Here is a 21,936-nt window from a genome sequence, read left to right as displayed (position 1 = left end):
GCCGGACCGGATCCGCCGTGGCGCGCCCCGCACACCACGTCGAAGCTCTCCCACACGCTTGGAAGCCATGTCATCGCGCCGTACTGTCTCGCTCGTCACCCTGGGGTGCGCGCGTAACGAGGTCGACTCCGAAGAGCTGGCCGGCCGCCTCTCCCAAGGCGGATGGGAGCTCGTGGACGGTGACGCCGACGTGACCGTCGTCAACACCTGCGGGTTCATCGACGCCGCCAAGCAGGACTCCATCCAGACGATCCTGGACGCCGCGGAGAACGGCGGCAGGGTCGTCGCCGCGGGCTGCATGGCCGAGCGCTACGGCTCCGAACTCGCCGAGTCCCTGCCCGAGGCGCAGGTCATCGGTTTCGACGACTACGCGTCCATCTCCGACCGCCTCGACGACGTCGTCGCCGGACGCACGCTCGTCCCGCACGACCCCCGGGACCGGCGCACCCTGCTGCCGATCAGCCCGGTCGACCGCGACGCCGCCGACGTCCACGTGCCCGGCCACGCCGCGTTCGCCGGGTCCCAGGCGCCGAGGGCACGGCGCTGCCCTACCGCGCGGCGGTCCCCCGGAGACGACTGACCGGCGGACCGGTCGCCAACCTCAAGATCGCCTCCGGCTGCGACCGCCGGTGCACCTTCTGCGCGATCCCCGCCTTCCGCGGAGCCTACATCTCCCGCCACCCCGACGAGATCGTCCGCGAGGCCGCGTGGCTCGCCAGCGAGGGCGTGCGCGAGGTCTTCCTGGTCAGCGAGAACTCCACGTCCTTCGGCAAGGACCTCGGCGACGTGCGCGCGCTGGAGGGGCTCCTGCCGCGCCTGGCCGCCGTCGAGGGGCTCGACCGGGTGCGCGTCAGCTACCTCCAGCCCGCCGAGGTGCGTCCCGGCCTGGTGGACGTGCTCACCTCCACTCCGGGCGTCGTGCCCTACTTCGACCTGTCCTTCCAGCACGCCAGCGGAACGCTGCTGCGGCGCATGCGTCGCTTCGGCGACCGCGAGCGCTTCCTGGAGCTGCTGCGCACGGTGCGCGAGCGCGCCCCCGAGGCCGGGGCCCGGTCCAACTTCATCGTGGGCTTCCCCGGCGAGACCGAGGCGGAGTTCGAGGACCTGGTCGCCTTCCTCGGTGAGGCCCGCCTGGACGCCATCGGCGTCTTCGGGTACTCCGACGAGGACGGCACCGAGGCCGTCGGCCACGGGGGCAAGCTGCCCGCCGAGGTGATCGACGAGCGCGTGGACCGGCTCAACCGGCTCGCCGAGGAACTCATGGCCCAGCGCGCCGAGGAGCGGATCGGCTCCGAGGTCACCGTCCTGGTCGAATCGGTCCTGGAGGACGGCGCCTACGAGGGCCGCGCCGAGCACCAGCGCCCGAGGTCGACGGCAGCACCATCCTGTACGGCGAGGGTCTGGCCGTGGGCGACCTCGTCAGGGCCACCGTGATCCAGGCGGCGGGCGCCGACCTCGTCGCGGAGCAGGACGGCCACGCGCCGGACGGGGAAACCGGAGACAGATGAACACCCACGATTCCGCGGCGTCGCCCGCCCCCCACGTCCCGCTGTGGAACATCGCGAACATCCTCACGATGAGCCGCCTGGTCATGGTGCCGTTGTTCGTGTGGTTCATGCTCCTGGACGGCCCGTGGTGGCGCCTGGCCGCGTTCGCGGTGTTCGTGCTGGCCGCCGTCACCGACCGGATCGACGGCGAGATCGCCCGCCGCCGCAACCTCGTCACCGACTTCGGCAAGATCGCCGACCCGATCGCAGACAAGGCCCTCACCGGGGCGGCGCTGGTCGTGCTCTCGTTCCAGGGCGAGCTGTGGTGGTGGGTGACGATCGCCATCCTCGTGCGCGAGTGGGGCATCACCGCGCTGCGCTTCGCCGTCCTGCGCTACGGCGTCATGCCCGCCAGCAAGGGCGGCAAGCTCAAGACCGTCCTCCAGATCGTGGCGATCAGCCTCTACCTGTTCCCGGCGGCGCTGCTGCCGTTCGGGGCGGTGTTCAACTGGGCCGCCCACGTCGTGATGGGCGCGGCCCTGGCGGTCACCCTCTGGACCGGGATCGCCTACGTGGTCGACGCCGTCCGCCTCATCCGCGCCAAGGGCCAGAGCCCCCGGTGAGCGCGGCGGACCCGACCCCGGTACCCGGCGGGGACGCGCGCGCCGCGGCCGAGGCGGTCCACCGGGCCCTGCTGGACGCGACGCCACCTGCGCCACCGCGGAGTCCCTCACCGGGGGGCTCGTCGGCGCCCACCTGACCTCGGTCCCCGGCGCCTCCACCACCTACCGGGGCGGTGTCGTGACCTACGCCACCGACACCAAGGCCGGCCTGCTGGGCGTCCCCGGGGATCTGCTGGCCGCCCACGGCGCCGTCCACCCCGACGTGGCCGCCCACATGGCCCGCGGCGTCCGGCGCCTGCTGGGCGCCGACTACGGGGTCGCGGTGACCGGCGTCGCCGGACCCGACCCCCAGGAAGGCAGGCCCGTCGGCACCGTCTTCGCGGCCGTCGCCGCACCCGCGGGGACCTGCGAGGTCAGGGAGTTCCGTTTCACCGGGGATCGTTCGGGTATCCGCTACCACACGGTCCGGGGCGCCCTGGCGCTCCTGGACTCGGTCGTCCGCGGAAGGGGAGCGGGAGACTCCCGGAACTGACCCCGCGGTCGGCTCCGGTCCTCCGCTCCGAGGGAACAAAACCATGTGACGAGGCCGTTCCCCCTCCAGCGAACAGCATGGCAAGAGGTGCCCGAATCGGGCGTGGGGCAGGTACGGTGTTGTATATGAAGGTCGCTACCGGTGGGAGGGAGCGCGAATGATGGTCCTGCTTCGTCACCTACTTGGTGACGTGCTCAGGCGGCTGCGACAGCGCCAGGGCCGCACTCTCCGCGAGGTGTCGGCCGATGCTCGTGTGTCCCTAGGTTACCTGTCGGAGGTCGAACGGGGGCAGAAGGAAGCCTCTTCCGAACTGCTCTCCTCGATCTGCGGGGCACTCGGTGTCCCGCTTTCTCAGGTCCTGCGCGAGGTCTCCGACCAGCTCGCCCTCGCGGAGCTCCAGGAGGCCGCGCTCCTGGGGGACGCGGTCCCGACCGACCCCGTCCCCGCCCAGGAACTCGGCATCGAACCGGTGCCGGATCGCGTTTCCCACGTCGCCGACATGGTGGGGGTCTGACCCCCTCGGGTCCATCCGTTCGACACCGTGACCGCGTGAAGGAGCGACCACCCTCGGGTGGTCGGCTCCTTCACGCGGTCACGGGCGGTGCCGGGGGTTCAGGGGTGGGTGTGGTTCACCCAGGCGTCGGGGTCCTCGGCCAGGGCGCGCACGCTCTCGGGCAGCTCGTTGGTCACCAGGTGCCGGAGGTTGACGCCCTCCAGGATGGCGCGCTCGCTGGCGCGCAGGGCGATCCACACCTGCTGCAGGCTGCGTGCGGCGCCGTCGTAGTCGACGTGCTCCGGGCGCTCCCCGCGCACGTTGGCCAGGGGGCCGTCCACGGCGCGGATGATGTCGGCGAGGGAGATCTCCTCGGCCGGGCGGGCGAGCCAGTAGCCTCCGACCGGTCCCCGCTGGCTGCGGACCAGACCCGCGCGGCGCAGCTGGGTGAGGATGTTCTCCAAGAATTTTCCGGGGATGTCCTGGGCGCGTGCGAGCTGCTCGGCCGTCACCGGCCCCTCACTGGCGACAGCGAGTTCTGCGGCCGCGCGTAGCGCGTAGTCGACCCGGGCTGAAAGGCGCATGCTGTGATTATGCCGTGGTTAGAAGGGCGAATGGGGCACCGGGAGCCGACGGGACTGTCCGCGCCCGGGGTGCTACAGGATAAGAATACTTCTCCGACCGGCTTTCGGGGACATGCCCGAGGCCGGTCCCACCGCGCGGGTGAGGGGTGGCGCGCGGCACTGCTGCCCAGTTCCAGGTGCGACGCCGGAGCCGGGCCGGAGGCGGCCCGGTGGCACGGGCGGCCACGGGTGGACCGGCCCCTCACACGCCGTCGGAGGGAGCGGGGTCCATCAGGCCGCTCGCGCCCAGCAGTTCGGCGGCACTCCACCCGTTGAGGATGTCCCCGCGGTCCTCCCAGCTCGGCGAGTTCGGCGACGTCGTAGAGGGCTCCGGCGTCGGTCCAGGTGGACACCTGGTCGTTGCCGATCTCCACGACGTCCGGGCCGCCGCTGACCAGGGCGGTCTGGAACCGCTGGGAGAACTCGCCCCACGGGATCCACTGGACCTCTACCCCGGTGTCGGGGTACTGCTCCTGGTACTGGGCGGTGACCGTGTCCACGAACGCGGTCTGGGCCTCGGTGGCGTCGCCCATCCGCCAGACGGTGAGGGTCCGCGGTGCGTCGCCCGCGCCGCCGTCGCCGTCCGCGCCGTCGGATGCGGCGGAGCACGCGGCCGCGAGCAGCACCGCGGCCGTGGCCGCGGCGATCTTCGGGAACTTCATGTGTACCTGTCTCCCTTCGCACGACGGGCCGGGTACGACGCCTGTGCTTGAGCAGGCCTGGGACCATGGACTGATCCCGCCGCCTCGACGACTGACCGGGGGATGTGCTCGGATAGCACGTCGGACGCCCCGCCGGCGCGGGTACCGGGGAGTCCGATCGCAGGGTCGGACCCGCCGGGACGTGACCTCCTGTGAGGTTGTGAGCTAAATTAACAGGAAACTTTCCTAATAAAAACAGGGTGAGGTGTCACGGTTATGTCTCACGCCCGGGGACTCCCCGGCTGCTGCGCCAGCTCAACGACCGCGCGGCACTGGAACTGCTGCTGTCCGTCGGTCCGCTGACCCGGACACAGCTCGGGACGAGGACCGGCCTGTCCAAGGTCACGGCCTCACAACTCCTCGCACGGCTGGAGGAACGCGACCTCGTACGCGTCGTCGGCAGCCAGGCCGGAGGGCGCGGCCCGAACGCGGCCCTGTACGCCGTCGTGCCCGAGAGCGCCTACGTGGCCGCCCTCGACGTCAGCGCGCACCGCGTCACCGCGACCATCGCCGACATCACGGGCGAGGTCGTGGGGGACGTCACCGTCGACCCCAGCACCTCGGACGACCCCGTCTCCCTCGTCCACACGGCCGTCATGCGCCTGGTCGACACCGCCGGCGTGCCCCTCGACCGCGTCCGCGCGTGCGTCATCGGCACCCCCGGCGTGGTGGACCCGCGCACCGGCGACATCCGCTTCTCCTTCGACCTCATCTCCTGGCACAAGGGCGTCCTGGAGGCCCTGAGCGCGACCTGAAGCGCTCGGTGGTGATAGAGAACGACGTCAACCTGGCCGCGCTCGCCGAGCACGCCTCGGGCGCCGCGTCCGGCGTCGACGAGTTCGTGCTGATCTGGCTCAGCGCCGCGGGCGGGGTCGGCATGTCCACCATGATCGACGGCCGGATCCACCGGGGCCGCTCCGGCGGGGCCGGCGAGATCGGCTACCTCCCGGTACCCGGCGCACCCACCCCGATCGAGGTCGGCGTCTCCGGCGGCTACGAGTCACTGGCCCCGGAGGGGGATCTGCCACACGGCTTCCAGGCCCTCATCAAGGCCAAGCGGGTGGTCGCGCTCGCCCGCGAGCACGGAGTCGCGGGAAGCGACGTCACCGAGGTCGTCGCGGCCGCGTCCCGCTCCGGGACCGCCGACGCCGACGCCTTCCTGGACCTGTTCGCCGAACGCCTGGCGCGCGGCGTCGCTTCGGTCAGCGTGATCCTCGACCCCGGACTCGTCGTGCTGGGCGGGGACGTGGCCCGCGCGGGCGGGCAGGAACTCGCCGAGCGGATCCAGACCGCCACCGCGCGCATCGCCCCCAACGAGACCGAGGTCCGCCTGGGCGCCGTCGAGGGCAGCCCCGTGCTGCGCGGCGCAGTCCTGCACGCCCTGGAGCGCGCCCGCGAGGAGGTCTTCTCCTCCACCGTCTGAGCCCTCGCGCCGAGCCCTGCCCCGCCTCCCACCGAAGGGGCGCGGACGCCGGCCCGGCCGGCGACCGTCGCGAACGGGTCCACGGCGCGGCGACCCACGCCCAACCGGAGAAGCCCGCCGGGGGGCACCGCCCGTTCAGCCCACGCGGCGCACCATCGCGATCCGGGGAAGGACCCCGATCCCCGCGCGCGCCTCGGCCTCCCACACCCGTTCCAGGCCCGGGCCCCACTCCCCGCGCGCCAACGGGACGAACCCGCGCCGCGCGTACCAGGGCCCGTTCCACGGCAGATCGCGGAAGGTCGTCAGGGTCAACTCCCGGTCGCCGCGCCCGGCCGCCTCGACGCACACGGCCTCCAACAGGGCCGAGCCGAGCCCGCGCCGACCGTGGTCCGGGTGCACGGCCAACTGCTCCAGGTGCGTGTGGCCGTCCACGGTGATCGTGGCCGCCAGCCCGCGCACCGGCTCGCCCGTGACCAGGATCCGGTCGGCGTGCTCGATCAACTCACGCGGATCGTCCGGCGGCAGTACCACACCGGCGTAGGCGAACACCGTGTCGGCCGCCAGCGACGCCGCCACCACGCCGGGCACGTCCTCCGACCGCATCGAACGGATCTGCACGTCCACGTCTACCTCCCGTACGTCGCACCGCCCTCCTCCGCCAAGGGCCGCTCGGATGCTACCCCAGGGCGCATCCGCAGCCCCTTGGGCGTGACGTGGAACCCGGAGGCCACCAGCGCCGCGTCCAGCGCGGTCCCGAACACCTCCGCGCCGTCCGCCCGCTCCACCGACACCGTGCCCAGCGCACCCCCGCGCACGACCTCCGCCAGCGCGCGCGCCGCCCGCTCCAACGACGCCGGGGAGGAACCGAAGGTCAGCACGGACCGCCCGCCCCGGGCCACGAACAACGTGAGCCGCCCCCCGTCGACCACCACCACGCGCCGGCGGTCCGCCCCGGACGCAGGGCCACGTGCACGTCTTCCGCGCCCCGGGGCCACGGCAGCTCCGAACCGAACGGGTTGGCCGGATCCGTGGCCGCCAGCACCACCGGCGGAAGGGACCCGCCGGGCCCCTCACCGGTCAGCGTCCGCAACCGGTCCACCGCGCCGGGCAGCGCGAACTGGGCGCCGCCCAGACCCTCGACGAAGTACCCCCGCCGCACCCGGCCCGCCGCCTCCATCGACCGCAGCACCCGGTACTCGTCCTGGACCCCCCGGCGCTGGCCCCGCACCCACACCCCCGACCGCTGGAGCCGCGCCTCCACACGCGCCAACACCGCCCGCGTCGGATCCGCCTCGCGTTCCGGCAGCGCCGACCAGCGCCCCGCGGCCGCGGGCGGACCCGAGCGCGCGGGCATGACGGGCCTGCCCGGCCGCCCCGACCGCCGCCGCGTGCGCGACCGGGGAGCGGGGGCCGAGCCCAGCAGCGCCCGCAGCGGCGCCAGGCTGTCGTTGGTCACCAGACCCGACCACACCAGATCCCACAGCGCCGCCACCACGTCCGTGTCCGCCAGCGCCGCACCGCCGGCCGCTCGGGCGGTCCGGTCGGCCAGGTCGCGGAAGAACAAAGCGCCGCCCTCGCGCAGCACGCCCACAACGGTGTCCGCGAGGGTGCCCGGCTCGGGTGGCACCGGGTCGGGCAGGAGCAGCGCGGCCTCGTCCGCGGGCATCACGGCGACCCACCCCTCCCCTCCCGGCAGAACCGGCCCCCGCCCACACGACCTCCCCGGCCTGGGTCAACTCGTCCAAACCCGTCGGCGCGTACCCCTCCACCCGGGCGGGCAGCACCAACGACTCCAGCGCCGACGCCGCCACGGGCACCCCCCGCAGGGCCTCCACCGCCGCGAACACCGCGTCCGGCCCCCGCAACCGCTCACCAGGCGCCGCGTTCTGCCACAACGGAAGGAACCGCGCCAGGGCCGACGGATCCACCGGCTCGACCTCCCGGCGCAACCGGGCCACCGACCCGCGCCGCAGACGGCGCAGCACGTCCGCGTCGCACCACTCGGTCCCCGACCCGCCCGGACGGAAGCCGCCGCGCACCACCCGCCCCGTTGAGGACAGCGCGCGCAACTCGGCCACGACCACGTCCTGGGACAGCCCCAGACGCGCCGCGGCCTCCACCGCGACGAACGGGCCGTGCGTGCGCGCGTACCGCGACACCAGGTCCCGCCTGGGCGCGGCCACCGGCTCCAGGAACGCCTCGGGCACCCCCGCGGGCGGCTCCACCCCGGCCCCGTCCCGCAGCCGCGCCACGTCCTCCACCGCGCACCAGCGTTCCGCGCCCGCCACCCGGGCCCGCACCACGCGCCCGGCGGACTCCAGCCAGCCCAGCCAGCCCGCGTCCACACCGCGCTCCGCGGCCTCGTCCGTGGTCAGCGGCCCCACCTCCCGTAGCAGATCGGCCGCCCCCTCCGCGTCCCCGACCGGGGAGGACAGCCGTTGCAGCCGGGCGTCGACCTCCTCCACCACACGCGGGTCCAACAGCTCCCGCAGGTCCGCCTGACCGAGCAGATCCGCCAACAGGGACGAGTCCAGGGTGAGCGCCCGCGCCCGCGACTCCGCCGCGGGCGCGTCGCCCTCGTGCAGGAACGCCGCCGTGTACTCCATCAGCAGCGACCGCGCGAACGGCGACGGCGACTCCGTGCGCACCTCCACCACCCGCACCCGCCGCGCGCGCACGTCGGCCAACAAGGCCACGAGCGCGGGCACGTCGAACACGTCCCGCAGGCACTCGCGCACCGCCTCCAGCACGATCGGGAACGACCCGTACCGTCCCGCCACCGACAGCAGGTGCGCCGACCGCAGCCGCTGCTGCCACAGCGGCATCCGCCGGTCCGGACGCTGCCGAGGAAGCAGGAGGGCACGCGCCGCACACTCACGGAACCGCGCCGCGAACAGGGCCGACCCCGTCAGCGCCTCCGTCACCTGGGCCTCCACGCCCTCGGGGTCGAGCGACACCAGCTCGGCGAGCCCACGCGCGAACACCGGCGAGTCGTGCTCCACGTCCGGCAGGCGCACCACGATCCCGTCGTCCCCGTGCACCACCTGCGCGTCCAGCCCCAACTCCTCCCGCAACCGCTGGCCGATCGCCAGCGCCCACGGCGCGTGCACCCGCGCGCCCAGCGGAGAGTGCAGCACCACCCGCCAATCGCCCACCTGGTCGCGGAAGTGCTCCAGGACCACCGTCCGGTCGTCGGGCACCCGCCCCGTGGCCTCCCTCTGCTCGGCCACGTACGCCACCAGGTTGTCCGCCGCCCACGCGTCCAGCCCCGCCGCGACGGCGCGTTCGAGGGCCCGCCCGGGGTCGGCCGCGGCCAGCTCCCGGGTCAACGCTCCCACCGCCCGGCCCAACTCCGCGGGGCGGCCGATCGCGTCCGCCTTCCAGAACGGCATCCGGCCCGGCCGCCCCGGCGCCGGACTGACCAGCACCCGGTCGGCCGTGATCGCGTCGATCCGCCAGGACGACGACCCCAGCACGAACACGTCGCCCACCCGCGACTCGTACACCATCTCCTCGTCCAGCTCGCCCACCCGGGTGGGGGCGCGCGACCCCTCCGGCGCGTCGGACAGGTGCACGGTGTACAGGCCCCGGTCGGGGATGGTGCCGCCGCTGACCACCGCCAGCCGCTGGGCGCCCGGCCGGGCCCGGAGCACGTCGGACTCCCGGTCCCACACCACGCGCGGCCGCAGCTCCGCGAACTCGTCCGAGGGGTAGCGGCCGGACAGCATGTCCAGCACCGACTCCAGCACCGGGTCCGCCAGGTCCGCGAACGGGGCCGCCCGGCGGACCAGGGCCGCCAGGTCGGCGACCGGCCACTCGTCCATCGCGACCATGGCCACGATCTGCTGGGCGAGCACGTCCAGCGGGTCGCGCGGCATCTCCAGCGGCTCGATGCCGCCCGCGCGCATCCGTTCGGCCACGACCGCCGAAGCGAGCAGGTCGCCGCGGTGCTGGGGCAGGAACACGCCGCGCGAGACCTCGCCGACCCGGTGCCCCGCCCGGCCCACCCGTTGCAGGCCGCTGGCCACCGACGGGGGAGCGGCCACCTGCACCACCAGGTCGACCGCGCCCATGTCCACCCCCAGCTCCAGGCTGGAGGTGGCCACCACGCACGGCAGGCGCCCCGACTTCAGATCGTCCTCGACCAGCGCCCGCTCCGCCTTGGACATCGACCCGTGGTGGGCGCGCGCGACCACCGGCTCGGCGCCCCGTGACCTCCCGGACTGGGCGATGACCAGGGCGGGGATCTCCTCGGGCGGCAGCCGTGCCCCGACACGCTCCGCGTGCAGGTCGTTGAGGCGGGCGCACAGCCTCTCCGCGGTGCGGCGGCCGTTGGTGAACACGATCGTGGAGGTGTGTCGCTCGACCAGGTCGAGCACCCGGCGCTCCACGTGCGGCCACATCGACCCGCGAGTGAGCCCGCGGGTCTCCGCGCCGGGGGCGGGGCCCGGTTCGTCCATATCGCGGACGGGGACGACCACCCCCAGGTCCATGTGCGGGGTGTCCGGTGGGGCGACGATCGCGGCGCCGCCGAGGAACTCGGCGACCAGTTCGGCGGGGCGCACCGTGGCGGACAGGCCGATGCGCTGCGCCGGCCGGTCCAGCAGCCGTGCCAGCCGTTCCAGGCTCAGCGCCAGGTGGGCGCCGCGCTTGGTGCCCGCCAGTGCGTGCACCTCGTCGACGATGACGGTCTCCACCCCTGCCAGACTCTCGCGGGCGCGCGAGGTGAGGATGAGGAAGAGGGACTCGGGCGTGGTGATGAGCACGTCCGGCGGATGGGTGGCCAGGCGGCGGCGCTCGCTCGCGGGGGTGTCGCCGGTGCGCACGCCCACGGTGACGGGGGTGATCGGCGTGCCCGCCGCCGCGGCCCGCTCCGAGATCCCGGCGAGCGGGACGCGCAGGTTGCGTTCCACGTCCACGGCCAACGCCTTGAGCGGTGACACGTACAGGACCCGGCAGCGCCGGGACCGGTCCTCGGGCGGGGGAGTGGAGGAGAGCCGGTCGAGGGACCACAGGAAGGCGGAGAGGGTCTTGCCGGACCCGGTGGGGGCGACCACGAGCACGTTCCGGCCCTCGGCGACGGCGGACCAGGCCTGGGCCTGGGCGGCGGTCGGCCCCGCGGGGAAGGCCTCTTCGAACCAGGTGCGGGTGGCGGGCGCGAAGCGGTCCAGGGCGCGTGCGGCGTGGCTCATGGAGTCAGTGTGCCCTCCCGTCACCCTCCACCCCTCAGCCCACCCCCCAGCGGCCGCCGCGCGGAGGGGTGGGACACCCTCAATCGGCGCCTTCGGCGCGGTAGTCCCCGTGGCCGAGACGTTCTCCCGGCGGTGGAGCGAAGGAGGCGGCGATCGCCGATACTGGGACCGATGAGACTCACGGTTTTCTGGCGGAACATGCACGAGCAGTTCGGCGAGGCCTACGCGGAGAGCCTGGCCAAGGACTACGTCATCGAGGGGCTCGGTTCGCGCACGGTCCAACAGGCGCTCGCCGACGGGGTGGGCGCCAAGGACGTGTGGCGCGCCGTGTGCGAGGCGTTCGGCCTTCCCCCGTCCGTCCGCTGAGGCCGCCCGGGAGCGGCCGTCGGCGGGTGCGGGACTCGTTCGAACAATCGAACAGAGGTTCGGGTAGTGTGGGTTGTCCACAGACGGAGGTCGGGCGTCGCGTTTGTCGTACCGACCGCGTAGCGTCGTGCGCATCATGAAGAAGAAGGCATCGACCAACAGGGGTACCCCGTGGCATCTGGAGACCGAGACAAGGCTCTCGAAACAGCGCTCGCGCAGATCGAGCGGCAGTTCGGCAAGGGCTCCGTCATGCGCCTGGGTGACGACGACCGCCCGCCGATCGAGTCGATCCCCACCGGGGCGATCGCGCTCGACGTGGCGCTCGGCATCGGGGGCATCCCCAAGGGTCGGATCGTGGAGGTGTACGGACCCGAGTCGAGCGGGAAGACGACCGTCGCGCTGCACGCCGTGGCCAACGCGCAGAAGGCGGGCGGGATCGCCGCCTTCGTCGACGCGGAACACGCGCTCGACCCCGCCTACGCCAAGAAGATCGGCGTGGACACCGACAATCTCCTGCTGTCGCAGCCGGACACCGGTGAACAGGCGCTGGAGATCGTCGACATGCTGATCCGCTCCGGCGCGGTCTCCATCATCGTCATCGACTCCGTGGCCGCGCTGGTGCCCCGCGCGGAGATCGAGGGCGAGATGGGCGACAGCCACGTCGGGCTTCAGGCGCGGCTGATGTCCCAGGCGCTGCGCAAGATCGCCGGCGCGCTGCACCAGACCGGCACCACCGCCATCTTCATCAACCAGCTTCGCGAAAAAGTCGGCGTGATGTTCGGCTGTGCGTCCTGGGACACCCAGGTAACCCTGGGCGATGGTTCTCGTGAGCGAATCGGTGAGATCGTCGATCAGAAGATGGACGTTGAGGTTCTCTCGTACGACCCCGAACTCGGGAAGATCGTCCCTCGCCGTGTGACTCGCTGGTTCGACAATGGTCCTGCCGACGAGTTCCTGCACTTCAGGATTGAGCGTCCCGGAGGGGACGCGGACCGGGGATGCAGTTCGATGGATCTCACGCACAATCACCTGGTTCGAACTCCTGGTGGATGGCGAGAAGCGGGCGATCTCATGGTGGGCGATCGAGTGATGACTGCTCAGCCTTACCTTCTCGGCGAGACCCAGCGTCAGGTCATTCTGGGTGCTTTGCTCGGGGAAGGGAGTCTGTCCGAGCCAGTCGGTGGATCGACTGAAAGCGCGCGATTTCGGATGGAGCATGGGCAGAAGCAAGCCGACTACATGGCTTGGAAGGTGTCCATGCTGGAAAACGTGCAGCACTCGGTCTACCAGAACGAGGAGGGATCGGTTTTCGCTGATTTCACGCCGTTGGCTGAACTTGGCGAGCTGCGCCAAGCGGTCCACCCCGGTGGAGGGAAGAAGCACATCGGGTGGGACTACCTCAAGGAACTCACACCCCTGGCGCTCGCAGTCTGGTACATGGACGACGGCTGCTTCACTGTGCGTTCCCAGGGCGCCCGGGTCCGGACCGAGGGCGGCAGCGGTCGGATCGAGATCTGTGTCGAGGCCATGAGTTCTGGATCTCGCGAACGGATCTTGGGCTACCTGCGGGATCACTGGGGGTTCGACGTGAAGCTCTGGAAGAAGGGGGCGCGTGAGGTCAGCATGATCTCCTTCACCACGGCCGCTTCTGATGAGTTCCAGAAGCTGATCGCTCCGTATGTGCATCTCTCGATGGAGCACAAGTTGCTTCCCAAGCATCGAGGGAAGTTCGAAGTCGCTCCAGAGTTTGTGGAACCGTCCATGCATCCCAGCCCGGCCGTCATCAAGGAGATCTCGACCAAGAGGGATCACCAGAGGATGAACCGGTTCGACATTGAGGTCGAAGGAAGTCATAACTACTTCGCTGACGGCGTGATGGTGCACAACAGCCCCGAGACGACCACCGGTGGTAAGGCGCTGAAGTTCTACGCCTCGGTCCGGCTGGACGTGCGCCGCATCGAGACCCTCAAGGACGGCACGGACGCGGTCGGCAACCGCACCCGCGTCAAGGTGGTCAAGAACAAGGTCGCGCCGCCGTTCAAGCAGGCGGAGTTCGACATCCTGTACGGCGTGGGCGTCTCCCGCGAGGGCAGCCTCATCGACCTGGGCGTGGAGCACGGCATCGTGCGCAAGTCCGGCGCCTGGTACACCTACGAGGGCACCCAGCTGGGGCAGGGCAAGGAGAACGCCCGCCGGTTCATGCGCGAGAACGTCGACGTGGCCAACGAGATCGAGAAGAAGATCAAGGAGAAGCTGGGCGTGCCCGGCGCGGGTGACGACAGCTCCTCCGCCGCCGACCCCGCCGACCCCGCTGACCCCGCCAAGGCCACCGAGGTGAAGGAGACTCCGGCCAAGGAGGTCCCCGCCAAGGCTCCGACCAAGCGCGCCCCGGCCAAGACCACCAAGGCGCCCGCCCCTGATGCGTGACCGGCGCCGGTCCGCGGACCGCTCCGTGTCACCCGAGGACGAGATCTCCCCGGGCGGGTCCCGCCCGCTCGGGGAGGACCCCGAGGCCAGGGCGCGGGCTCTGTGCCTGCGCATGCTCACGCATTCCCCGCGCACCCGGGCCCAACTGGAACGGGCCCTGCTGCGCCGGGAGTTCTCCGAGGAGACCGTCGCGTCGGTGCTCGGCGCCTTCGGCGACGCCGGACTCATCGACGACGCGGCCTTCGCGAACGCGTGGGTGACCTCCCGCCACCACGGGCGGGGCCTGTCCCGGCGGGCCCTGGCCAGGGAACTGCGCACCCGCGGGGTGGAGGAGGACACCGTCCGCGACGCCGTCGCCCACCTGTCGGACGAGGACGAGGTGGAAGCCGCCCGCGATCTCGCCCGCCGACGGCTGGACATGTCCCGGGGCAAGGACCCCGACACCCGGATCCGCCGGGCCCTGGGCGTGCTCGCCCGCAAGGGCTACTCGTCCGGGCTGGCCTACCGGGTGGTGCGGGAGGAGCTCGAACGCGAGGGCGCCGAGGTCGAATGGGACGATCCGGAACTCTGACCGCTGCCAGGCCGGGACGGGCTCGCCACCGACTCTCACGCACGTCTCCGGAGGCCACCACGGGGACCACGGCGAGACCGGGCCACGCGCGGTGCGGGGTCCGGCCCTCCCCGGCCCGGTTGAGGAATCCCGGCACGACGGGACGGCCGCCAGCCCCAGCAGCCGACAGGGCGGGACTCGTTCGGCGGATCGGCGCGCTCCAGGGGGATACTGGATTCGGGGGCGCCCCACGCGCCCACGGGCGACGCGCGTACCCCGATTCGAGCGTGGGCGTGGTCCGCTCGTCCCGCCAGACCGCGTCGCCGCCTGTGGCCGACCGTCAGTCGCCGGTCCCGCCGCCCTCGGCCGGCGACGGCGCGACCGCGTCCCCGACCGGTGCGTCGGCGGTGTCCGGAGCCGCCTCGCCCTCCGAGGTCTGCGCGCCCCCCGCCCCTTCGGCCTCCCCGGTTCCGTTCGCCGCCTCGGCTCCTTCCGCCGCCTCCGGCTCCGGGCGCGGCGCGGGCGGTTCGGTCGCCAGGGTCAGCGGCGCCACGTCCGCGTCGAAGCCGAACACCCGCGCGTAGAAGGCCAGCTCCGCCTCCAGTGCGCGCACGCGCGAGGCCGCCGACCGGAACCCGTGCGCCTCGCCTTCGAACTCCAGCAGCGCGTAGGGCACCCCGCGCTTTCCCAGGGCGGTGGCCATGGTGAACGCCTGGTCGGGCGTGACCACCCGGTCGTCGGTCCCCTGGAGCAGGAGGGCCGGCACGTCGATCTCGTCGATCCGGTTGATCGGCGACCGCTCGCGGTACCGCTCCGTGAACCCCGGCAACGTTCCCACCAGCGAGTCCAGGAACCGCGACTCGAAGTCGTGGGTGGTCTCCGCCAGCCCGAGCAGGTCCGCCACCCCGTAGTAGGACACTCCGCAGGCGAACATGTTCCCGGTCAGCGAGAGCAGGGCGGTGAAGCCGCCGGCGCTCGGTCCCCGGATCGCCAGCCGCTCCGGGTCGGCCACTCCCTGCTCGACGAGGGCGCGCGCCGCGGCCGCCGCGTCCTCCACGTCGACCACGCCCCACTCCTTGTGCACGCGCGTGCGGTAGGAACGGCCGTAGCCCGTGGATCCCCCGTAGTTGACGTCCACGACACCGATGCCGCGGCTCGTGAAGTAGGCCTTGGCCAGGTCGAGCTCCTGTGAGGCGTGCGCGACGGGGCCGCCGTGCACCCACACGACGAACGGTGCGGGACCCTCGGCGGTGATCTCGGGGTGGCTCGGCCGGTACACGTTGGCGTGCACCGGCGAGCCGTACCGTCCGGGCAGCGTCACGTGCTCGGGAAAGGGCAGGTAGGCGGTGTCGGGCAGGGCGTCCAGCGACTCGCGCAGCACCTCGACCCGTCCCGTTTCCGGATGCAGACGTACCAGGCACTGCGGGCGCGTGGGGGAGGCGGCGATCGCGACGACGACGGCCCCGTCCGAGTCCACCTGCGACCAGGCGGTGAGGTCGGTGGCCACGGGGGTCAGTTCCAGGGTGTCGGGGTCGTACACGCTGGGCGACAGGTCGGCGTTTCCGTGCAGCACCACGACCTTCCCGGAGTCCAGCACCGCGTAGGACCGGTGGCCCAGGCGGCCCGGCGGGGCGTGGAACTCCTCCTCCGCCGGGTAGAGCGCCAGCGCCTGCCCGGTCACGCCCGCCTGGTAGAGGTTCCAGAACCCCGGCCAGTCCGAGGCCAGGTACAGGGTGTCGGCGTCCACCCACGTCGGCGAGAGGACGGACTCGTCGACCCCGCCCTTGAGCGTGACCTCCGCGGTGAGTGCCGCGCCCTCCAGTCGACCGAGCCGCAGCTCGGTGCCGTCCCAGGGCATCCTCGGGTGGTTCCACCGCACGTACGCCAGGCGTTGGCCGTCGGGGGAGGGGACGGGCGAGGCGTAGAAGTCGGCGCCGGAGGCCAGGACGCGGATCGCAGCCGGGTCCTCGGCGCCCCGGCCGGACAGGGGAACCGTCACCACGGCCCGGCGCACGCCGTCCGCGACGTGTTCCTCGCGTACGCACAGGATCTGCTTGCCGTCGGCGCTCAGCGTCGGGTCGGCGTAGCGCAGCGCGGCGGGGCGGTCGGGCTCCGGGGTCAGCGGGGTCGGTGTCGAGGAGTCGCGTTCGAGCAGGTAGAGGCGCTGGTCATCGGCGTTGGCGAAGACGATGCCGATGCGGGTGAGGGCTTTGTCGTCACGCCGGGGCACCGGGAGGTAGGACCGTCCCCCGTACTCGTGCACGCGCGTGCACGCGCTCCAGGGCGCGGACAGCAGTTCGACGATCGCGCCGTCGGCGTTCCGGCGCAGGATGGTGGAGCGTCCGCCCTCCGTCGGGCGCTCCTCCTCCCACCAGATCTCGTCTCCGACGACGGAGGGGAACGACATCCGGTGCACACCTCGGGCGACGTCACCGGCGCTGATGGGCGAGGGCCATGAGCCGTGGGGGCTTGACTGTTCAGACATGTCCCGCTCAGGAAGGGTCGTGGATGGAAAACTGATGACATGTCGACCTTAGTCGTCCACGCCCCCGCTTCGGGAGATCAGTTCGTCAGGGCGTGCGTTGTCGCAGGCCATAGCCTGTGACGCGGCGGAGGCGGGGTCGACCGCTGAGTATCGTTCTCCATTCGTGACTGCTCCGACACGGCGAGGATCGATGCGCCGTTCTATGCTTTCGCGGATATCACCAGGTGATGGCTGGCCGGGGACTCCGCGGCGGACCGCCGCGCGCGGCCCGGGCCCTGTCGTCACCCGTACTGCTAGAGAGGAAGCCAGCGATGAGCAAGGGACGCGGGACCATCCGGGCCTCCGTGGCGATCGCCGCGGCCGGTGTGGTCGCCCTGTCGGCCTGCGCGGCCCCCGAGGACGTCGAAGGTCCCGGCGGCGACGATTCGGAGACCACATTCCTCCAGCTCGCCACGGGGTCCACCGGCGGTACCTACTACCCCCTCGGCGGCGAGATCGCGCAGCTGTGGAGCAACAACATCGAGAACGTCCAGGTGGACACGTTCGCCACCGGCGCCTCGGTGCAGAACCTGCGTGCCCTGGAGGGTGAGACCGAGGACGCGGACGCCGGAGAGATCGACCAGAGCGAACTCATCATGGCGGTCAACGGTGTGGCCATGCAGGCCCAGAGCAGCACCGGTCCCTTCGAGGAGGAGCCGCTCGCCAGCCCCGACGGGATCCGCGCGCTCGGCAACATCTACCCCGAGGTCATGCAGATCGTCGTCCGCGCCGACTCCGACATCGAGTCGGTCGCGGACCTGGAGGGCATGAACGTCGAGATCGGTCCGCCCGGCAGCGGCACCGAGGTCGCCGCCCGCCAGATCCTGGAGGCCTACGGTCTGGACCCGGACGCGGACATCAACGCCTATGACAGCACGTTCGGCGACGCGGCCACGGCGCTGGGCGACGGCCAGGTCGACGCCGCCTTCGGCATCCTGTCCGTGCCAGCGGCGGGCATCGTCGAGGTGTCGGCGAGCAACGACGTCCGGCTGCTGCCGCTGGAGGGTGAGGAGGCCGAGACCCTGATGGCCGAAGACCCGAGCTACAGCCCGCTGACCATCGAGGGCGGCACCTACAACGGCCAGGACGAGGACGTCGTCACCCTGACCCAGTGGGCGACCCTGTACACGACCTCGGCCCTGGACGAGCAGCTCGCCTACGACCTGGTCCGCGTGATGTACGAGGACGCTGGCGACATCGGCCACGACGTCGGCGGCCAGGTCCTGCTGGAGACCGCACTGGACGGTCTGGGCTCGATGGAACTGCACCCCGGCGCCCAGCGCTTCTACGAGGAGCAGGGGCTCCTCGACTGATGACCGGTTCGCCCAGGGCCGTCCGGTGGATTCCGGGCGGCCCTGCGCTTGCGGCGGTCCTGCTGGGGTGCGTGTTGCTCCTGACCGGCTCCGCGGACACGGGCTCCTCCTGGTTCGCCGTCCGCGTGTACGGTCGGGAGTCGCCCGTCCTCAGCGTTCCGGTCCAGATCGGGGACCGGATCGAGCTCAGCCACACGCACTCCGTGCACCGGCGTCCGGTGCACGAGGTCTACTCGGTCTCGCCTTCCTCGGGGCTGGCGCTGGAGGAGATCCGCGCCGACGCCCACGGGGCCAACCTCCCCTCGGGGCCGGAGACGGTCGACGGGGTGACCTCGACCTTCGTCCAGGGGGGCGAGGGCTATCGCGTCGACCACCACGGGCGTCCGCTCGGCACGGTGCTGATGGTCGTGGGGACGTCTGACGTCGACCACCGGCTGACGCTGCGGGGCCGGGAGTTTCGGCTCCTGGACGTGGTGGACCCCGGTGCGAGCGTGGAGCTGTACGTGCAGACCCATCCGGGCGCGCACCTGATGTGAAGGCCGTGGGGTGTCCCCCACTGATGATGAGGACGAGGGTGATGACGACCGAACCGAAGGCGCCGGCGAGTCCGGTGCCGCAGTGACCGCGGGCGGAGCCTCCGCCGGCGGTGAGCCCGCCCCCCGGGCGCTGGAGGAGATCGAGCGCGATCTGGAGGCTCTGGAGGAGCACGACTTCACCGAGGACACGGGGGTCGAGGACGTACGCACGGACCTGCGGGCGGTGTGGCGCTGGGGCGTGTTCGCCGTGGCCCTGGCCCTGGCCGTCTTCCACCTGTGGACCGCGTTCACCCAGACGCTGCCACCCCTTCAGCAGCGCTCGTTCCACCTCGCGCTCGGCCTCGGCCTGGTGTTCCTGCTGTACCCGACCAAACCGCGTGCCGAGGGCCCTCACGGCCCCTTCTACGGTGGCGCGATGGCCTTCAGCGCCCTGCTGGTGGGCTACATCGGCGTCGGCGTGTTCTCCGGGTCGGACACGAGCATGTACCTGTACCTGCCTCAGTGGGTGTTCGGCCTGGTCGCGGTCCTGCTGATCGGCGGGGCCGGGGTTCTACTGTGGCGTACCCGAGGGACGGCGGACTCCTCCCGGGCGCAGAGCTCCGCGGGGTGGACGCTGTTGGTCGGCTCGGTGCTGATCGCGCTGGACCTGGTCACGAGTGAGGCGGGCGGCGGTTTCTTCTTCCTGCCGATCCTGGGCCTGGTGCTGGTCGCGGTCGCCGTAGCGGCGGCCGTGGCGCTGACGCGGTTCCCGTCGGTGTTCCCGGTCTGGCTGTGGCCGGTCGTGACCCGGTGGGGGCTGACCGCGGTCGGCGCGGTGACCCTGGCCTACATGTGGCTGGCCGGGATCGCGCAGTGGAACGTGCTCGGTCCGGCGCTCGTCGTGCTGGTCGTGGTCCAGGGCGCGCGGCACGTCCCCTGGAACGTGTGGGGGATGCCCCTGTTCGACATCGCGCTGGCCGGTCTCGGCCTGTTCGCCGGTCTGTACATGTTCGTCAACTACGAGGAGATCACCCGGTCGGTCGGCATCTACAACGCGACCTACGTGACGGTCGGGACGATCGGTCTGCTGTTGATCCTCGTGGCGGCGTCCCGGGTGCTGGGTCCGGCGCTGGTGGTGCTGGCGGGCTCGCTGATCGCGTTCGCCTACTTCGGCCAGTCGATGCCCGGGTTCCTGCGCCACCGCGGGTCCAGCGTCGACCAGATCGTCACCAACCTGTACGTGGGCACGGAGGGCGTGTTCGGGACTCCGCTCGGCATCTCGGCGACGTTCATCTTCCTGTTCATGATCTTCGCGGCGATGCTCCAGCGCACGGGCATGGAGCGGTTCTTCACGGATCTGGCTCTGGGCGCGACGGGGTCGTCCGTCGGCGGTACCGCCAAGGTCGGCATCGTCACCAGTGCCTTCTCCGGGACGATCACGGGGAGTTCGGTGGCCAACACCGTCTCCAACGGCGCGTTCACCATCCCGATGATGAAGAAGTCCGGGTACAAGCCCGAGTACGCGGGCGCGGTGGAGGCGGCCTCCTCCACGGGCGGGCAGATCATGCCGCCGATCATGGGCGCGGGCGCGTTCATCATGATCGAGTTCACGGGCGCCACCTACCAGCAGATCCTGACCGCCGCCGCGATCCCGGCGGTGATGTTCTTCGTCTCGCAGTACGTGGTGGTCCACTACGACGCCAAGCGGATGGGGATCGGCGGCCTGCCCAAGGAGCTGCTGCCCAACCTGCGGCGGCTCATGGTCACCCGCGGCTACCTCATCGCGCCCGTCGTGGCGATCTTCGCGCTGTTGTCGATGGGTTTCTCGCCGATGTTCTCGGCGATGGGCGCGGTCGTGGCCACGGTCGTGGTCAACATCCTCACGCAGTTCCTCGTCATGCCGTTCCGGCGTGTGGAGGGGACGGCCAGGTTCGGGGTCCGGCCGATGGGCGAGGTCCTGGGCGCGGCGATGCGGCTGTCCCTGCCGATCGTCGTCGCGGCGGGCGCCGCGGCGCTCCTGGTGACCGCCGCCCAGGCGCTCATGTCCGGTATGGACCGGGGGATGATGGCTCTGGGCGCCACCGTTCTGCTCACCCTGGCGGGCATCACGGTGTCGGTGGCGTTCCACCGGTGGAGCGCCTCGGGCGAGGACCAGCTGAACCTGCACTCGTTCCTGGACGGGCTGGTGGGCGCGGCGCGCCTGGCGATCCCGATCATCGTGGCGTGCGCGTCGGCGGGCATCATCGCGGGTGTCATCACCACGACCGACCTGGGCCTCAAGCTCAGCAGCGGTCTGCTGGGGATCGCCGAGTCGATCAGCGCGGGTCTGGCCGCCCTGTTGACGTCGGTGGCCACCTCTCCCCTCCTGGCGTGGACCGGCGCGGGCGCGGACTTCGGGGTCGCGGCGGTCGGCACGATGCGGGTGGACCTGTTCCTGGTCCTGTTCATGTCGATGGTCGCGTGCCTGATTCTGGGCATCGGTCTGCCCACGACCGCGAACTACGTCATCACGGCGACGTTGGCGGCTCCGGCGATCGTGGCGATCCTGGAGGGCGAGGTCGACGAGCGGCTCGCGATGCTGTTGATGGCGCACCTGTTCGTCTACTACTTCGGTGTGCTCGCCGACATCACTCCGCCGGTGTGCCTGGCGGCCTACGCGGCGTCGGGCATCTCCGGCGGCGACCCGATCCGGACCGGGTTCTACTCGGTGCGCATCGCCATCGCGGCCTTCGTGATGCCGTACATGTTCGTGTTCTCCCCCGAACTGCTGTTGCAGGAGGTGGACTGGTTCACGGGCGCGGTGGCCGCGGTGACCGGCGTGGCCGGCGCGGTCCTGGTGGCGCTCGGACTGGTCGGGTACCTGGATCGGCCGCTGCCCTGGTACAAGCGGATCGGACTGGTCGTGGGAGGCCTGTGCCTGGTCTCGGGCAGCCTCGCGACCAACGTCATCGGTCTGGTCCTGCTGGTGGCGGTGATCGGGCACGAGAAGCTGGTCACCCGTCGGGAGGGCGGCGCGAAGGTCATCCCGACGGTGGGTTCGGCCCCCGTCGGGGCGGAGGCGAACAGCGGCGCCGCGGCCTCCGGCCCCGGAGCGGCCGGCGAGGCGGCCGAGGGCCAGGACTGAGCCGCGTCCCGTCCGGCATGCGCGGCCCGTGCCGTCGACCCAT

The 21,936-nt window shown here is 72.0% G+C and carries 12 protein-coding genes and 4 pseudogenes; 11 read left to right on the top strand and 5 right to left on the bottom strand.

Translation table 11 applies throughout. The features are described from left to right. Positions 1-67: 67 nt before the first annotated feature. From rimO to BJF83_RS14785, 4 genes and pseudogenes are all read left to right on the top strand, one after another. A pseudogene (gene rimO, locus BJF83_RS14800) lies at positions 68-1,508 on the top strand (30S ribosomal protein S12 methylthiotransferase RimO). Next, positions 1,505-2,110 (top strand): CDP-diacylglycerol--glycerol-3-phosphate 3-phosphatidyltransferase, encoded by a 606-nt coding sequence (gene pgsA / locus BJF83_RS14795; RefSeq protein WP_075926739.1) that lies wholly within the window; start codon positions 1,505-1,507, stop codon positions 2,108-2,110. Before rimO ends, pgsA begins: the two are co-directional and overlap by 4 nt. After that, positions 2,107-2,642 (top strand): annotated as a pseudogene (locus tag BJF83_RS14790) (CinA family protein). The gene pgsA and the pseudogene BJF83_RS14790 overlap by 4 nt, the downstream one beginning before the upstream one ends. A 160-nt stretch (positions 2,643-2,802) precedes the next feature. Further along, positions 2,803-3,156, top strand: a complete 354-nt coding sequence (locus BJF83_RS14785) for a helix-turn-helix domain-containing protein (protein WP_394329343.1) — start codon at positions 2,803-2,805, stop codon at positions 3,154-3,156. A 98-nt stretch (positions 3,157-3,254) separates the two neighbouring features. On the opposite strand, the gene BJF83_RS14780 is transcribed toward BJF83_RS14785, so the two are convergent. Together BJF83_RS14780 and BJF83_RS31130 are read right to left on the bottom strand one after the other, a co-directional pair. After that, positions 3,255-3,719, bottom strand: a complete 465-nt coding sequence (locus BJF83_RS14780; RefSeq protein ID WP_075926737.1) for an Rrf2 family transcriptional regulator — start codon at positions 3,717-3,719, stop codon at positions 3,255-3,257. Then, a complete protein-coding gene (locus BJF83_RS31130; RefSeq protein WP_143831897.1) occupies positions 3,644-4,420 on the bottom strand; it encodes an extracellular solute-binding protein in 777 nt (258 codons plus the stop codon). The genes BJF83_RS14780 and BJF83_RS31130 overlap by 76 nt, the downstream gene beginning before the upstream one ends. 239 nt (positions 4,421-4,659) lie before the next feature. Between BJF83_RS31130 and BJF83_RS14770 the strand changes: the two are divergent. Beyond that, a pseudogene (locus tag BJF83_RS14770) lies at positions 4,660-5,882 on the top strand (ROK family transcriptional regulator). Between the two features lie 135 nt (positions 5,883-6,017). Here the strand turns inward: BJF83_RS14770 and BJF83_RS14765 are convergent. Beyond that, positions 6,018-6,485 carry a GNAT family N-acetyltransferase gene (locus tag BJF83_RS14765; protein ID WP_187347158.1) on the bottom strand — a complete coding sequence of 156 codons (468 nt, stop codon included), beginning with the start codon at positions 6,483-6,485 and terminating at the stop codon, positions 6,018-6,020. A gap of 23 nt (positions 6,486-6,508) precedes the next feature. Continuing rightward, positions 6,509-11,074: pseudogene (locus tag BJF83_RS14760) on the bottom strand (ATP-dependent helicase). A 171-nt stretch (positions 11,075-11,245) separates the two neighbouring features. Between BJF83_RS14760 and BJF83_RS14755 the strand changes: the two are divergent. From BJF83_RS14755 to recX, 3 genes are all read left to right on the top strand, one after another. Beyond that, the gene (locus BJF83_RS14755) at positions 11,246-11,440 is read left to right on the top strand and encodes a DUF3046 domain-containing protein (RefSeq protein ID WP_075926735.1); all 195 of its coding nucleotides are present in this window, start codon (positions 11,246-11,248) and stop codon (positions 11,438-11,440) included. A 171-nt stretch (positions 11,441-11,611) separates the two neighbouring features. Beyond that, complete coding sequence (recA, locus tag BJF83_RS14750) at positions 11,612-13,867, top strand: recombinase RecA (RefSeq protein ID WP_075926734.1); 2,256 nt, start codon at positions 11,612-11,614, stop codon at positions 13,865-13,867. Continuing rightward, a complete protein-coding gene (recX, locus tag BJF83_RS14745) occupies positions 13,860-14,438 on the top strand; it encodes a recombination regulator RecX (RefSeq protein ID WP_075926733.1) in 579 nt (192 codons plus the stop codon). Before recA ends, recX begins: the two co-directional genes overlap by 8 nt. A 319-nt stretch (positions 14,439-14,757) precedes the next feature. On the opposite strand, the gene BJF83_RS14740 is transcribed toward recX, so the two are convergent. Continuing rightward, complete coding sequence (locus tag BJF83_RS14740; RefSeq protein WP_075926732.1) at positions 14,758-16,902, bottom strand: prolyl oligopeptidase family serine peptidase; 2,145 nt, start codon at positions 16,900-16,902, stop codon at positions 14,758-14,760. A 311-nt stretch (positions 16,903-17,213) separates the two neighbouring features. Here BJF83_RS14740 and BJF83_RS14735 point away from each other — a divergent pair, with 311 nt between their 5' ends. Genes BJF83_RS14735 through BJF83_RS14725 form a run of 3 tightly spaced genes read left to right on the top strand, consistent with a single transcriptional unit; the run spans position 17,214 to position 21,893 of the window. Continuing rightward, entirely contained in the window at positions 17,214-18,254 is a 1,041-nt protein-coding gene (locus BJF83_RS14735; RefSeq protein WP_083678540.1) for a TAXI family TRAP transporter solute-binding subunit, read from the top strand. Then, complete coding sequence (locus tag BJF83_RS14730; protein ID WP_187347153.1) at positions 18,254-18,790, top strand: DUF1850 domain-containing protein; 537 nt, start codon at positions 18,254-18,256, stop codon at positions 18,788-18,790. Before BJF83_RS14735 ends, BJF83_RS14730 begins: the two co-directional genes overlap by 1 nt. 10 nt (positions 18,791-18,800) lie before the next feature. After that, positions 18,801-21,893 (top strand): TRAP transporter permease, encoded by a 3,093-nt coding sequence (locus BJF83_RS14725; RefSeq protein ID WP_394329342.1) that lies wholly within the window; start codon positions 18,801-18,803, stop codon positions 21,891-21,893. Positions 21,894-21,936: the final 43 nt, after the last annotated feature.

This window comes from Nocardiopsis sp. CNR-923 (assembly GCF_001942255.1).
Taxonomy (GTDB): domain Bacteria; phylum Actinomycetota; class Actinomycetes; order Streptosporangiales; family Streptosporangiaceae; genus Nocardiopsis.
This window is presented reverse-complemented; position numbering and strand designations above follow the sequence as displayed.

Bases quoted from the DNA above. Each gene is read 5' to 3' on its own strand.
- BJF83_RS14730 (WP_187347153.1), top strand. From the start codon at position 18,254: ATGACCGGTTCGCCCAGGGCCGTCCGGTGGATTCCGGGCGGCCCTGCG.
- BJF83_RS14780 (WP_075926737.1), bottom strand. From the start codon at position 3,719: ATGCGCCTTTCAGCCCGGGTCGACTACGCGCTACGCGCGGCCGCAGAA.
- BJF83_RS14785 (WP_394329343.1), top strand. From the start codon at position 2,803: ATGGTCCTGCTTCGTCACCTACTTGGTGACGTGCTCAGGCGGCTGCGA.
- BJF83_RS31130 (WP_143831897.1), bottom strand. From the start codon at position 4,420: ATGAAGTTCCCGAAGATCGCCGCGGCCACGGCCGCGGTGCTGCTCGCG.
- BJF83_RS14765 (WP_187347158.1), bottom strand. From the start codon at position 6,485: ATGCGGTCGGAGGACGTGCCCGGCGTGGTGGCGGCGTCGCTGGCGGCC.
- BJF83_RS14755 (WP_075926735.1), top strand. From the start codon at position 11,246: ATGAGACTCACGGTTTTCTGGCGGAACATGCACGAGCAGTTCGGCGAG.
- recX (WP_075926733.1), top strand. From the start codon at position 13,860: ATGCGTGACCGGCGCCGGTCCGCGGACCGCTCCGTGTCACCCGAGGAC.
- BJF83_RS14735 (WP_083678540.1), top strand. From the start codon at position 17,214: ATGAGCAAGGGACGCGGGACCATCCGGGCCTCCGTGGCGATCGCCGCG.
- BJF83_RS14740 (WP_075926732.1), bottom strand. From the start codon at position 16,902: ATGTCTGAACAGTCAAGCCCCCACGGCTCATGGCCCTCGCCCATCAGC.
- pgsA (WP_075926739.1), top strand. From the start codon at position 1,505: ATGAACACCCACGATTCCGCGGCGTCGCCCGCCCCCCACGTCCCGCTG.